This window comes from Ruegeria sp. AJ12 (genome assembly GCF_056536245.1).
Genome location: NZ_JBQFJJ010000001.1, coordinates 578096 through 591174 on the forward strand (window position 1 = coordinate 578096; position 13079 = coordinate 591174).

11 protein-coding genes are annotated in these 13079 nt (G+C 58.7%); 8 read left to right on the forward strand and 3 right to left on the reverse strand.

The window, feature by feature from the left end; all coding sequences use genetic code 11:
- Positions 1 to 85 precede the first annotated feature (85 nt).
- Together ubiB and ubiE are read right to left on the reverse strand one after the other, a co-directional pair.
- A complete protein-coding gene (gene ubiB, locus ACR3E0_RS02880; RefSeq protein ID WP_480475990.1) occupies positions 86 to 1615 on the reverse strand; it encodes a 2-polyprenylphenol 6-hydroxylase in 1530 nt (509 codons plus the stop codon).
- Positions 1616 to 1618: 3 nt separating this feature from the next.
- Positions 1619 to 2371 carry a bifunctional demethylmenaquinone methyltransferase/2-methoxy-6-polyprenyl-1,4-benzoquinol methylase UbiE gene (ubiE, locus tag ACR3E0_RS02885; RefSeq protein ID WP_480475992.1) on the reverse strand — a complete coding sequence of 251 codons (753 nt, stop codon included), beginning with the start codon at positions 2369 to 2371 and terminating at the stop codon, positions 1619 to 1621.
- A gap of 86 nt (positions 2372 to 2457) precedes the next feature.
- Here ubiE and mutM point away from each other — a divergent pair, with 86 nt between their 5' ends.
- The 6 genes from mutM (at position 2458) to recF (ending at position 9094) form a co-directional block, all read left to right on the forward strand.
- A complete protein-coding gene (gene mutM / locus ACR3E0_RS02890; RefSeq protein WP_480475994.1) occupies positions 2458 to 3309 on the forward strand; it encodes a bifunctional DNA-formamidopyrimidine glycosylase/DNA-(apurinic or apyrimidinic site) lyase in 852 nt (283 codons plus the stop codon).
- 66 nt (positions 3310 to 3375) lie between these two features.
- Positions 3376 to 4152 carry an enoyl-CoA hydratase gene (locus tag ACR3E0_RS02895; RefSeq protein ID WP_480475996.1) on the forward strand — a complete coding sequence of 259 codons (777 nt, stop codon included), beginning with the start codon at positions 3376 to 3378 and terminating at the stop codon, positions 4150 to 4152.
- Between the two features lie 233 nt (positions 4153 to 4385).
- Positions 4386 to 4649 carry a 30S ribosomal protein S20 gene (gene rpsT, locus ACR3E0_RS02900; protein ID WP_170430656.1) on the forward strand — a complete coding sequence of 88 codons (264 nt, stop codon included), beginning with the start codon at positions 4386 to 4388 and terminating at the stop codon, positions 4647 to 4649.
- 553 nt (positions 4650 to 5202) lie between these two features.
- Complete coding sequence (gene dnaA, locus ACR3E0_RS02905) at positions 5203 to 6588, forward strand: chromosomal replication initiator protein DnaA (protein WP_480475998.1); 1386 nt, start codon at positions 5203 to 5205, stop codon at positions 6586 to 6588.
- 227 nt (positions 6589 to 6815) lie between these two features.
- Positions 6816 to 7937 carry a DNA polymerase III subunit beta gene (gene dnaN / locus ACR3E0_RS02910; RefSeq protein ID WP_480476000.1) on the forward strand — a complete coding sequence of 374 codons (1122 nt, stop codon included), beginning with the start codon at positions 6816 to 6818 and terminating at the stop codon, positions 7935 to 7937.
- Between the two features lie 59 nt (positions 7938 to 7996).
- Positions 7997 to 9094, forward strand: coding sequence for a DNA replication/repair protein RecF (gene recF / locus ACR3E0_RS02915; RefSeq protein WP_480476002.1), 1098 nt, complete (start codon positions 7997 to 7999; stop codon positions 9092 to 9094).
- On the opposite strand, the gene ACR3E0_RS02920 is transcribed toward recF, so the two are convergent.
- Positions 9091 to 9657, reverse strand: coding sequence for a carboxymuconolactone decarboxylase family protein (locus tag ACR3E0_RS02920; RefSeq protein ID WP_480476004.1), 567 nt, complete (start codon positions 9655 to 9657; stop codon positions 9091 to 9093). The genes recF and ACR3E0_RS02920 overlap by 4 nt on opposite strands.
- Before the next feature lie 99 nt (positions 9658 to 9756).
- On the opposite strand from ACR3E0_RS02920, the gene ACR3E0_RS02925 reads away from it, so the two are divergent.
- Positions 9757 to 10329: a TetR/AcrR family transcriptional regulator gene (locus ACR3E0_RS02925; protein ID WP_480476006.1), complete on the forward strand. Its 573-nt coding sequence runs from the start codon at positions 9757 to 9759 to the stop codon at positions 10327 to 10329.
- Positions 10330 to 10432: 103 nt separating this feature from the next.
- Positions 10433 to 12850, forward strand: a complete 2418-nt coding sequence (gene gyrB, locus ACR3E0_RS02930) for a DNA topoisomerase (ATP-hydrolyzing) subunit B (RefSeq protein ID WP_480476008.1) — start codon at positions 10433 to 10435, stop codon at positions 12848 to 12850.
- The last annotated feature ends 229 nt before the right edge of the window (positions 12851 to 13079 follow it).

Consider the following 13079-nt stretch of genomic DNA (forward strand, 5'->3'; position numbering starts at 1 on the left):
TGGGGGGCTGTCTGCCCCCCCCATCGCGTCAAGACGCGATTCCCCCCGAAGGTATTTTTGGCCAGATGAAGCAGGCGGTTCTGCGTTAGCCGAACATCACGATCAATAGCGTGACTACAGCGCCCGCAGCGGCACCCAGGACCGCTGGCAGAAGGCTTGTTGCAAAGCGGTTGTTGTCATGGTCGTCTTTCTGGGTCTGCGCGATCAGGGCGTTTTCCACGAGGGTTGGCAGGCGCGGTCCGAAACGAGCCAGAACCATGGCGGTTTTGCCCAGGTCGCGCAGGGCGGCGCGGGGACCGATGGAGCGTTTGATGTAATCCTCGACCACCGGTCGGGCGACTTCCCAGATGTTCATATGGGGGTCGAGTGAACGCGCAACGCCCTCGACCACGACCATGGTGCGTTGCAGCAGGATCAACTCGGTGCGGGTTTCCATGCCAAACCGCTCGGTTACTTCGAAGAGGTAATTCAACAGGCGACCCATCGAGATATGCGACGCATCCATGCCGAAGATTGGCTCGCCCACCGCCCGCAGGGCACGGGCGAATTCATCAACGTCCTGATGTGCAGGGACATAGCCAGCTTCGAAATGCACCTCGGCCACGCGTTTGTAATCGCGCCGGATGAAGCCGAAGAGAATCTCGGCATAGACCCGACGTGTGTATTCGTCGATATGGCCCATGATGCCGTAGTCGTAGGCGATGATATCGCCATTTGCGGCGACCTTCAGGTTGCCCTGATGCATATCGGCATGGAAAAACCCGTCGCGCAGGGCGTGCAACAGGAACATCCGAAGGACTCGTTCGGCGAGATCGCGGCGGCTGTGACCCGCCGCATCCAGCGCGCCGTTTTCTCCCAACGGGATGCCGTCCGCCCAGCTGAGCGTCATGACGCGGCGGGCTGACAGGGACCAGACAACAGGTGGCAGCCAGAACCCGGCATCATCCTTGGTGTTGGCGGCGTATTCCGAGGCGGCGGAGCTTTCCAGCCGCAGATCCAGTTCACCCCGAACCACGCCATCAAAATGCTCGATCACTTCCATCGGGCGCAGTCGGCGTGCGCCCGGGGCGAAGAGTTGCACGATACGGGCTGCGAAGTAGAACGCATCCACGTCCTTGCGAAAGGCGCGCTCGATACCGGGGCGCAGGACCTTTACCGCCACGTCCTCGCCGGTGCTGACCAGCTTGGCCTTGTGGACTTGTGCAATGGACGCAGCCGCGATCGACTCGCTGAACTCCGAAAAAATCTCATCAACCGGCTGGCCCAGTTCTTTTTCAACCTCGGCCATCGCCTCGGCTTGGGAAAACGGGGGCAGCTTGTCCTGCAGAACGCGCAATTGTTCCGCCAACTCGTCGCCAACCACATCCGGCCGAGTCGACAGGACCTGGCCAAACTTGATGTAGGCAGGGCCCAGGGCCGTCAGGGCACGGGTGGCGGGCGGCATTTCGGGATCGCCTTTGTAACCCAGCCACTGAAAGGGCTTGCCCAGTGCATGCGCGACGAACCTGAGCGACCGTGGCGCCTCGAACGCGTCGAGCACCACGTTCATGGCGCCGGTCCGTTCCAAGGTTGCGCCTGTTCGGATCAGGCGGATAATGTTGTGGGGACCGCGCATGCGTCAGATCTTCCAGCCGGAATGCAGTGCGGCGATACCCATGCTGAGGTTCCGGTACTTGGCGTTTTCGAACCCGGCCGCGCGGATCATGCCCAAAAAGGTCTCCTGATCCGGGAAGTTGCGGATTGATTCGACCAGATACTGATAGCTGTCGCGGTCGCCTGCAATCGCCTGCCCCATGCGCGGGATGACATTGAAACTGTAGAGATCGTAGAGTTTTTGCAGCCCGTCATTCGGCAACTGACTGAACTCCAGCACCATCAGGCGACCGCCTGGTTTCAGCACGCGAAATGCTTCGTTCAGGGCGTCCTGCGGGCGGGTGACGTTCCGGATGCCGAAGGAAATCGTGTAGACGTCAAAGCTGTTGTCTTCGAAGGGCAGGGCCATGGCGTCGCCTACAACCCAGTCGAGACGGTCGGCCATTTGATCGGCCTCGGCGCGTTGGCGGCCTTCGATCAGCATCGGTTCGGTCAGGTCCAGAACGGTGGCATGGCCGTGGCCAGCGCGTTTGAGAAATCGGAACGAGATATCTCCGGTGCCGCCTGCCACGTCCAGCAAGCGCTGTCCGGGCCGCGGCGCAAGCCAGTCCATCATCGCATTCTTCCAGACACGGTGGATGCCCATCGACATGACGTCGTTCATCACGTCGTATTTCGAGGCGACCGAGTTGAACACGCCCTGAACACGCCCCGCCTTCTCGGCCTCGCGCACGGTCTCGAACCCAAAATGGGTGGTCTTGTCGCTGTTATCGGACATAAGCCTTGCCGTTTGTCGAATTTCGCCTCTGTTATAGGGCCCTGACACCGGGGCACAATGCGGCCCTTTGAATTTGGAGACCTGTAATGCCTGAATTGCCCGAGGTCGAGACAGTACGACGCGGCCTGACACCGGCAATGGAAGGGGTGGTGATCGAACAGGCGGATGTGAATCGTCCTGACCTGCGCTGGCCCTTCCCGGATCGGATGGCGGAGCGGCTGACCGGGCAACGGGTCAATCGGCTGCGGCGCAGGTCGAAATACATTCTGGCCGATCTCAGTAGCGACGAAACCCTGTTGATCCATCTGGGTATGTCCGGGCGCATGACGGTTTCAGGAGATCCCCTCGGGCAGTTTGTGCATGAGCATCCGATGCCTGAGAAGCATGATCATGTCGTGTTTCACATGGCCAATGGCGCGCGTGTGACATTCAACGACCCGCGCAGGTTTGGCGTCATGGATTTGCTGCCTACGGCGAAGGCTGACGAACACAGGCTTCTGTCCGTTCTGGGGCCGGAGCCTCTGGGCAACAGCTTTGACGAAGCTCACCTGATCGAGGCGTTTCGGGGCAAGAACACACCAGTCAAATCAGCCCTCCTGGATCAGGGAATCGTTGCCGGGCTGGGCAACATCTACGTGTGCGAAGCGCTCTATCGTGTGGGTGTGTCGCCACGTCGCAAGGCTGGCCAAATCTCCCGGCAGCGTGTCGCGGCACTGGTTCCGATCATCCGTCAGGTGTTGCAGGATGCGATCGAGGCAGGCGGCTCCTCCCTGCGGGATTTCCGGCAAGCCGATGGAGAACTTGGATATTTTCAGCACAGTTTCGACGTATATGGACGCGAGGGGGAACCCTGTCGGACAGACGGTTGCAGTGGCAAAATCAAGAGAATCACTCAATCCGGTCGCTCATCCTTCTATTGCGCGCAATGCCAAAGATGACTTGATCCAGCATTGTCGCGTGATAAGGAATCGTACCTGAACGGAACAACCGGAAGCTTACACCTCATGGCTTTTGAGACGATCATCGTCGAAATCGAAGACCACGTCGCCCTAATCAAGCTGGATCGACCAGACGCGCTGAATGCGTTGAACACTCAGTTGATGAGTGAACTGTGCACCGCGCTGGAAGAGGCGGACGCAAACGACAAGGTGCGTTGCATCGTCATCACCGGCTCGGACAAGGCATTTGCCGCAGGTGCGGACATCAAGGAGATGTCCGAAATGAGCTTTGTCGACGTCTACGCCAACAACCTGTTCGGGGACGCCAATGACCGGATCTGCGCGATCCGCAAACCGATCATCGCGGCTGTTGCCGGCTATGCGCTGGGCGGTGGCTGTGAATTGGCCATGCTGTGCGATTTCATCATCGCGGCGGATACGGCCAAGTTCGGCCAGCCGGAAATCAATCTGGGCGTCATTGCGGGTTTGGGTGGCAGCCAGCGGCTGACGCGTTTTGTCGGCAAATCCAAATCCATGGATATGAACCTGACCGGCCGTTTCATGGACGCTGAGGAGGCCGAACGGTCCGGATTGGTCAGCCGCGTCGTCCCGGCCAAGAAACTGATGGACGAAGCCATCGGCGCCGCCCAGAAGATTGCCGAAAAATCCCAACTGACGGCGATGGCCGCGAAAGAGGCCGTCAACCGCAGCTACGAGTTACCGCTGAGCGAAGGGATGCTGTTCGAACGTCGCGTGTTCCATTCCATGTTCGCGACCGAAGACCAGAAAGAGGGCATGGCGGCGTTTCTGGAAAAGCGCGCGGCGCAATTCCGCGACAAGTAATCGACGCCAGGATTCAGACAGGACAAGGCGGGCAGATCCCGCCTTTTTCATGCTCACTAGGCGTCACAGAAGAATCGGCTTGGCAAACCCCGCAAACTTGGATAACTAGCGCCGCTATACATGCGCGTGCGGCCCGCTCTGGCCCGACTCACACTCGTGATTCCTGATCCGGTGCGGATAGACCCGTGGCGCGCAACCCAGATAACCGTACCGAACAAAGGTCAGAGAAACACATGGCAAACTCGCCCCAGGCTAAGAAACGCGCGCGTCAGAACGAAAAGCGTTTCGCTGTTAACAAAGCGCGTCGTTCGCGCATCCGCACCTACCTGCGCAAAGTCGAAGAAGCGATCGCCTCCGGCGACAAGGAGGCTGCAACCGCCGCTCTGCGCGCGGCGCAGCCCGAGCTGATGCGCGGTGTCACCAAGGGTGTCTTCCACAAGAACACGGCTGCTCGCAAAATGTCGCGACTGTCTTCGCGTGTCAAAGCGCTGGGCTGAGTCCTTGATTGACCTTGGGTCACGTAAGCAAGGCTGAACTAATTCGAAAGGCGTCGCGGGCTGCGGCGCCTTTTTCGTGTTGCCGGAAAACCGCGCCTTCACATTACTGAGAGATTCTTTCGGCCAAAGTGCCGAGTCAATATCAGAGTTTCGTTGCCGCGCCCCGCTTGGTCTTGTTACGACTGAATCCAGCGATTCACTCGCTTGGGGGGACAGGCAGTCCCAGCAATCCTACTGACGGGCATCAGGACGATTGCGGGACGATTGTCGTCAACCGGCAAAGCCGGGCTGCCGATCTGCTACAGGTCTCGGGACAACCGAAGATCTTGGCCCTGTCGAAAAAACGAATGCGACGTGCAACCCGGTTTTCGGGACACCCCTGTTTTGGGGCGTTTCCGGGATCAGGCAGCGCAGAGCTAAAGAAGGAAACCCGCCGGGCCGATTTGGTCTGGCGACGGGAACCCTTTGTGCGTGTGAATTCATAATCCGGGCGACCGGTACACAGTTAATAAGGCCGACAGGCCAATAAAGAATGGGATGCGTGAGGCGCTGAATGACACAAGAGAAATGGGGACTACTGCGTAACAAGTTGCTGAAGACCATTGGTCGGAACAACTATACCACCTGGATCGAACCTCTGGAGTTTCAGGAGTTGCAGGACGGTGTGGCCGTATTTTCGGTACCGACCAATTTCATGGGCAATTACGTCAGCCAGAATTTTGCCGACCTCATTTTGTACGAACTCAACACCTCGGGCGAGACGGTGCAGCGACTGGCCTTTCGCGTCGCCGCCAACTCGCCGGCTCGGCCCACACGCGGGACCGAGCCCTCATCCGAAGCGACCCGGGAGGTAGGTGTTGTGCCGCAGGTAGATAATCCGCAAAGCGCGTTGGACTCATTGCAGGCCGCACCGCTGGATTCCCGATTTACATTTGACAGTTTTGTCGTCGGCAAGCCCAACGAACTGGCACATGCCGCTGCGCGCCGCGTGTCCGAAGGTGGCCCCGTCACGTTCAATCCGCTGGTGCTGTATGGCGGTGTCGGCCTTGGTAAAACCCACCTGATGCATGCCATCGCGTGGGAGTTGAAAACCAAGCACCCCGAATTGAACGTTCTGTACCTGTCGGCTGAACAATTCATGTACCGGTTTGTCCAGGCCTTGCGCGAACGCCGTATGATGGACTTCAAGCACCTGTTCCGCTCCGTCGATGTGCTGATGGTCGATGATGTGCAGTTCATCGCCGGCAAGGATTCCACGCAGGAAGAGTTCTTTCACACATTCAACGCGCTGGTGGACCAGAACAAGCAGATCATCATTTCCGCGGATCGTGCGCCGGGCGAGATCAAGGATCTTGAGGACCGGGTGAAATCGCGCCTGCAATGCGGTCTGGTCGTGGACCTGCATCCGACCGACTATGAGCTGCGTCTGGGCATTCTGCAGAACAAGGTGCAGCATTACAGCAGCACGTACCCGGATCTGGTCATCGCCGACGGCGTGTTGGAGTTCCTCGCTCATCGCATTTCGACCAATGTGCGAGTGCTTGAGGGCGCACTGACCCGTCTGTTTGCGTTTGCCTCGCTGGTCGGGCGCGAAATTGACATGGAGCTGACGCAGGATTGTCTGGCGGATGTTCTGCGTGCGTCCGAACGCAAGATCACCGTCGAAGAGATCCAACGCAAAGTCTCGGATTACTACAACATCCGCCTCAGCGACATCATCGGACCCAAGCGTCTCCGCTCCTACGCGCGTCCGCGGCAGGTGGCAATGTACCTGTGCAAGCAACTGACCAGCCGGTCGCTGCCCGAAATTGGCCGCCGTTTTGGTGGGCGTGACCACACGACTGTCATGCATGGTGTCAAGCGGATCGAAGAGCTGAAGCTGACCGATGGCCAGATCGCCGAGGATGTCGAAATGCTGAGGCGGTCTCTGGAAGCCTGAGTTTTCCGTATCTGCCATTCAGGAAACGCCCCGGTTCCGCATTCGGGGCGCTTTCTTGTGCGCAATTGCCCACGGTTGGAGAGGAACTGTGTCGCATGGACAACGTGCCCCTTGACGCTGTGGCCTTTCCGACCCAGAAATCCGTAAAAAATCCTTGTGCCTCAGGGCTGAACCGCTAACGTTCCAGTCCCGCCCATGTAAGCACTCAAGTCAGAGGAATTGAGGGTATGAAGATCAGCATCGAACGCGGCACCCTTCTCAAGGCCGTTTCGCAGGCCCAATCCGTTGTGGAACGCCGCAACACAATTCCGATCCTGGCCAATGTGCTGATCGAGGCCGAAGGCGATCAGGTACAGTTCCGCGCCACCGATCTGGATATTGAGGTGGTCGACAAGGCACCCGCGCAGGTTGAAAAAGCCGGGGCCACAACCGTCGCGGCAACGACCTTACACGAGATTGTGCGCAAGCTGCCGGACGGGGCGCTGGTGACTCTGACAGCGGACAGCGCGGCGGGCCGCCTGACGGTTGAGGCCGGTCGGTCGAACTTCTCACTGGCGACCCTGCCGAAAGAGGATTTTCCGGTCATGGCGTCCTCGGAGTATCAGTCGAATTTCACGGCGACAGCGGCCCTCTTGCGTCGGCTGTTCGACAAATCGAAATTTGCGATTTCGACGGAAGAGACCCGCTATTACCTGAACGGCGTTTATATGCATGTCACCGAAGGGTCCGACGGTGGAAAAGTCCTGCGATGCGTGGCAACTGACGGGCACCGTCTGGCACGGATCGATGCGGACTGCCCCGAGGGCGCCGCAGACATGCCGGGCGTAATCGTCCCGCGCAAGACTGTGGGCGAGTTGCGCAAGCTGCTGGACGACGATGAAATGGATATCGCTGTATCGGTCAGCGAAACCAAAGTGCGCTTTGCGACGCCCGACATCACGCTGACATCCAAGGTGATCGACGGAACTTTCCCCGACTACACCCGCGTCATTCCGCAGGGCAACACCCGCAAGATGGAGGTGGACGCGGCAGAGTTTGCGCAGGCGGTGGATCGGGTTGCAACCGTTTCCTCCGAACGCTCGCGCGCGGTGAAGCTGCAATTGGACGGTGACAAGCTGGTTCTGTCCGTCAATGCACCCGACAGCGGCGCCGCCGAGGAGGAGTTGGCGGTTGCCTATGGTGATGAGCGGCTGGAGATCGGCTTTAACGCCAAGTACCTGCTGGAGATCGCATCCCAGGTTGATCGCGAGAACGCAGTGTTTCTGTTCAATTCGGCAGGTGATCCCACGCTGATGCGTGAGGGGAACGACCAGAGCGCGGTCTATGTAGTCATGCCAATGCGCGTCTGACCGCCCGGGCGCGCGATGTCTTCGGCGCAAGTATCTTTGAAAAGATGAAGGGAGGGGTCATGGCGTTGGCCCTGACCGAACTGACGGTCTCACATTTCCGGTCGCACAAACTGGCGCGTCTTGCGCTGGATGGACGACCGGTCGCGCTTTACGGGCTGAATGGCGCAGGCAAGACCAATATCCTTGAGGCGGTTTCACTGTTTTCACCCGGTCGCGGATTGCGACGGGCCAGCGCGGCTGAGATGACGCGACACCCCGAGGCGCTGGGTTGGAAACTCACCGGCGTGCTTGAGGCGCAGGGGCAGACATACGAGATCGAAACCTGGTCCGAAGGGGGCGCCGCGCGGCAGGTCAGGATAGATGTCAAGGCCGCCAGCCAGATCGATCTGGGTAAACTGGCGCGGATGGTCTGGCTGATCCCGTCGATGGACCGGCTATGGATTGAAGGGGCAGAGGGGCGCCGCCGGTTTCTGGACCGGATCGCCCTGAGTTTCGATCCTGCACATGCCGAAGCGGCGCTGACATACGAAAAAGCGATGCGGGAACGCAACCGGCTGCTGAAGGAGCAGGTGCGGGATGCCCATTGGTATGCCGCCTTGGAAGGGCAACTGGCCGAGACGGGTCACCAGATTCACACCGCGCGGCTGGCGGCGTTGGATCACATTAGGAGCGCGCAGGTTCAGGCGGAAACCGCGTTTCCTTCGGCAGAGCTTGAATTGGTGCAGACCGAAGGCGAAATGCCAGAGACACGCGATGACCTGCGTGAGGCGTTGGCGGAGAGCCGGTTTCGCGATCTGGCCGCAGGTCGTACTCTGGTCGGGCCGCATCGAACCGATCTGTACGGGGTGTTTGCCGCAAAAGGCGTGCCCGCGCGGGAGTGTTCAACCGGCGAGCAAAAGGCACTGCTGGTCTCGCTGATCCTGTCCAACGCCCGGGCCTTGGCCGGGCTGATCGGCGCGCCACCTATTGTGTTGTTGGATGAGGTCGCGGCCCATCTGGATGCCGACCGCCGAGCCGCGCTTTATGATGAGATATGTGCTTTGGGGGCTCAGGCCTGGATGACGGGTACCGGGCCTGAGTTGTTTGTGGAACTGGGCGATCGTGCCCAGTTGTTTTCCGTCACCGAAAGCGATGACGGCTCGGTCGTGACCGCTTAGGCGGGCTCGGACACTTTGCGTTCCCAGAGAAAGCCGCGCATGACTTCGTCAACAGGTGTCTGTGCCATGTGATTGACGTAGTTCGACATGGTTTTTTGCGCGAGGCCCAACACGACGTCCAGCACCGCGCGGTGCGAATAGCCGGCATCAAAAAACGCCTGCAACTTTTCGTCGGAGACGTTGCCGCGTGTTTGCATCATCTGCAGTGTGAAAGTGCGCAACGCTTCCAGCTTGGCATTGGGCAACGGGGTTTCATTGCGCAGGGCTTTGGTGATCTCGTCCGACACTTTCATCATCTTGGCGATGCCGGTGTGGGCTGGAACGCAGTAATGGCATTCGTTTTCCACATTGATGGTCTGCCAGACGACCGTCTTCTCATCATTGTCGAAATCGGTTTGCAGGAACAGGTGATGCAGAACCTGATAGCCTTCCAGATGTTGCGGGCTTCCGGACATGACTTTGTGCAGGCCCGGCAGCCGGCCAAAGGCGGCCTGAGATTTTTCCAGCAGCGGTTTTGACCCTTCAGGGGCGGATTCGAGATCGTGAGAGGGGAAATTTGCCATGTCGGAACTCCTGTTTTGGCGCGATGAGTCGTATTTAGGGTTTCTTGAGTGATCACTCAAGTATATATTTGAGCGAATGTTCAAGAATTGGTGAAGTCAATGCCCCGCAAACCTGCCTATGACCGAGATGCACTGATCGACCAGGCCAGGGATATCTTCTGGCGTCAGGGTTGGGCCGGTACCTCACTGAAGGATCTAGAGCGTGAGCTGAACCTGAAGCCGGGCAGCTTTTACGCAGCCTTTGGGTCCAAAGACGCGCTTTATGCGCTGGCGCTGGAACGATACGCGCAGACGGGTGTCGCGCGCATGACGGCGCTGGCGGAAGAGCTGGGGCCCAAGGCGGCCCTACAGGCGCAGCCCCGGCTGGTGATCGAGGCTGCGGGGCTGCCTGCCAAAGCATGTATGTTGGCTAAGACCTATGCCGAGTTGCAGGCCAAGGATCATGAACTGGCCGAGAAGGCGGGAGTGCATATGGCTGAGATGAAGGCCTGCTTCGCCGCCCTGTTCCGGCGTGCCCAGCAGGCGGGCGAGATCGGGCCGGAACACGACCCCGAGCGCTTGGCGGCGCGCTATCAGTCTGACCTGCTGGGGCTGCGTCTGTCTGCGGAACGCGATGATGTGGATGCCTTCGCCATTGCTGCGGATATTGCTGCGGATATCGATCGTCTCTGACGCCGCACAAAAGACCAGTCTCAAACACAAAATATTGGGGGATCGCGTGACAATCCCCACCAGAGAACGTATAAGATAGCAAAATAATAAAGGTACTGACGGCATGTCCGAAGACGCACAGGCACCCCAGGAATACGGTGCAGATTCCATTAAAGTTCTCAAAGGGTTAGAAGCCGTTCGCAAGCGCCCCGGCATGTATATCGGAGACACCGATGATGGCTCGGGCCTGCACCACATGGTGTATGAAGTTGTCGACAATGGAATTGACGAGGCATTGGCCGGTCACGCCGACCACGTAACGGTAAAAATTCACGCCGATTCCAGCGTGTCAGTCAGCGACAACGGACGTGGAATTCCGGTCGATATTCACCCCGAAGAAGGCGTCTCGGCGGCTGAGGTCATCATGACTCAGCTGCACGCGGGCGGGAAATTTGACAGCAACTCCTACAAAGTTTCGGGCGGTCTGCACGGTGTGGGTGTTTCAGTGGTTAATGCGCTGTCCGATTGGCTGGAACTGCGCATTTGGCGGAACGGTAAAGAACACGTTGCGCGCTTTGAGGGCGGCGAAACAGCAGAGCACCTGAAAGTCATCGGTGATTGCGGTGACCGCACTGGGACCGAGGTGCGGTTCCTGGCCTCGACCAATACATTCTCGAACCTGGAATACTCTTTCGAAACGCTGGAGAAACGTCTGCGCGAACTGGCTTTCCTGAACTCGGGTGTGCGCATTATTCTGATCGACGAACGTCCGGCGGAACGCCTGGAAACCGAGTTGTTCTACGAAGGCGGCGTCAAGGAGTTCGTCAAGTATCTGGATCGCTCGAAGACGGCCGCAATGCCCGAGCCGATCTACATCAAGGGCGAACGCGACGAGATTGGCGTCGAGATCGCGATGTGGTGGAACGACAGTTACCATGAATCGGTGCTGCCCTTTACCAACAACATCCCCCAGCGGGATGGCGGCACTCATGTGGCCGGATTTAGGGGGGCGCTGACCCGGACCATCAACAACTATGCTCAATCCAGCGGCATAGCGAAAAAGGAAAAGGTCAGCTTTACCGGCGATGATGCCCGCGAAGGTCTGACCTGCGTGTTGTCGGTCAAAGTGCCGGATCCGAAATTCTCATCCCAAACCAAGGACAAATTGGTCAGCTCGGAAGTGCGCCCGGCAGTCGAAGGGATGGTGAACGAGAAACTGGCCGAATGGTTCGAAGAAAACCCGAATGAGGCCAAAATCATCGTCGGCAAGATCATCGAGGCCGCTCTGGCCCGCGAAGCTGCCCGCAAGGCCCGCGAACTGACCCGTCGCAAGACGGCGATGGATGTGAATTATCTGGCAGGCAAGCTGAAAGACTGTTCCGAAAAAGACCCGTCCAAGACCGAAGTCTTCCTGGTCGAGGGGGATTCGGCCGGCGGCTCAGCCCAGACCGGGCGCGACCGGCTGACTCAGGCCGTCCTGCCCCTGCGCGGCAAAATCCTGAACGTCGAGCGCGCGCGATTTGACCGGATGCTGTCATCTCAAGAGATTGGCAACCTTGTCATGGCGCTGGGCACCGGCATTGGCCGCGATGAGTTCAACATCGAAAAGCTGCGGTACCACAAGATTGTGATCATGACGGATGCGGACGTGGATGGAGCGCATATTCGGACGCTGCTGCTGACCTTCTTCTATCGCCAGATGCCGGAACTGATCGAAGGCGGGTATCTCTACATCGCGCAACCACCGCTTTATAAGGTTTCGCGCGGGAAGTCCGAGGTTTACCTGAAGGACCAAGCCGCACTGGATGACTACCTGATCAATCAGGGCGTTGAAGGTGCCGTACTGCAGCTCGGGTCCGGTGAAGAAATCATCGGTCAGGATTTGACCCGCGTTGTGGATGAAGCCCGCCAGTTGAAACGCGTTCTGGATGCTTTCCCAACGCACTATCCGCGTCACATTCTGGAACAGGCCGCTGTCGCAGGCGCTTTTGTCCCTGGCGCGGTCGATACCGACCTTCAGGGCGTGGCCGACAAGGTCGCCGCGCGGCTGGACCTGATCGCACTGGAATACGAACGCGGCTGGCAGGGCAGGATCACACAGGACCATGGCATTCGCCTGGCTCGCATCTTGCGCGGCGTCGAAGAGGTTCGCACGCTGGACGGTCCGATGTTGCGTTCAGGTGAGGCCCGCAAGACCGGCAGCTTCACCCAAAGCCTGCAAGAGATTTACAACACACCGGCCACATTGATCCGTCGCGACCGCAGCCAGGTGATCCACGGGCCGCTGGACCTGTTGAGTGCCATCCTGGAGGAAGGCGAAAAAGGCCTTTCCCTGCAGCGTTATAAGGGTTTGGGTGAAATGAACCCGGATCAATTATGGGAAACAACGCTGGACCCGGATGCACGCACGCTTTTGCAGGTTCGGGTTGATGATATGGTCGAAGCCGATGATCTGTTTACCAAGCTCATGGGCGACGTGGTCGAACCCCGCCGCGAGTTCATCCAGCAAAACGCTCTTAGCGTTGAGAATTTGGATTTCTAAACCGCTTGTAGGTGCGCCCAAAACTTTGCATTTCGCCTAAAGAATTGCATCTTTGGCCCAAAGCCTTGGGCGCAATAGTCAACCACTGAATTTCGAATTCAACGTTAATTTCGCACAGTGCAAACTTTGGTTGTTCCCATGCCATGGTCGTAGGCCTCGTGAAGCGTGACGATTGCCGCTTTAGCCCCAAAGCAGCCACTCGTTCTTGAGGTGACATCGCGTTCAGCTG

Bases quoted from the DNA above. Each gene is read 5' to 3' on its own strand.
- ACR3E0_RS02920 (WP_480476004.1), bottom strand. From the start codon at position 9,657: ATGGCAAATTTCCCCTCTCACGATCTCGAATCCGCCCCTGAAGGGTCA.
- rpsT (WP_170430656.1), top strand. From the start codon at position 4,386: ATGGCAAACTCGCCCCAGGCTAAGAAACGCGCGCGTCAGAACGAAAAG.
- mutM (WP_480475994.1), top strand. From the start codon at position 2,458: ATGCCTGAATTGCCCGAGGTCGAGACAGTACGACGCGGCCTGACACCG.
- gyrB (WP_480476008.1), top strand. From the start codon at position 10,433: ATGTCCGAAGACGCACAGGCACCCCAGGAATACGGTGCAGATTCCATT.
- ubiE (WP_480475992.1), bottom strand. From the start codon at position 2,371: ATGTCCGATAACAGCGACAAGACCACCCATTTTGGGTTCGAGACCGTG.
- ACR3E0_RS02895 (WP_480475996.1), top strand. From the start codon at position 3,376: ATGGCTTTTGAGACGATCATCGTCGAAATCGAAGACCACGTCGCCCTA.
- ubiB (WP_480475990.1), bottom strand. From the start codon at position 1,615: ATGCGCGGTCCCCACAACATTATCCGCCTGATCCGAACAGGCGCAACC.
- dnaN (WP_480476000.1), top strand. From the start codon at position 6,816: ATGAAGATCAGCATCGAACGCGGCACCCTTCTCAAGGCCGTTTCGCAG.
- recF (WP_480476002.1), top strand. From the start codon at position 7,997: ATGGCGTTGGCCCTGACCGAACTGACGGTCTCACATTTCCGGTCGCAC.
- dnaA (WP_480475998.1), top strand. From the start codon at position 5,203: ATGACACAAGAGAAATGGGGACTACTGCGTAACAAGTTGCTGAAGACC.
- ACR3E0_RS02925 (WP_480476006.1), top strand. From the start codon at position 9,757: ATGCCCCGCAAACCTGCCTATGACCGAGATGCACTGATCGACCAGGCC.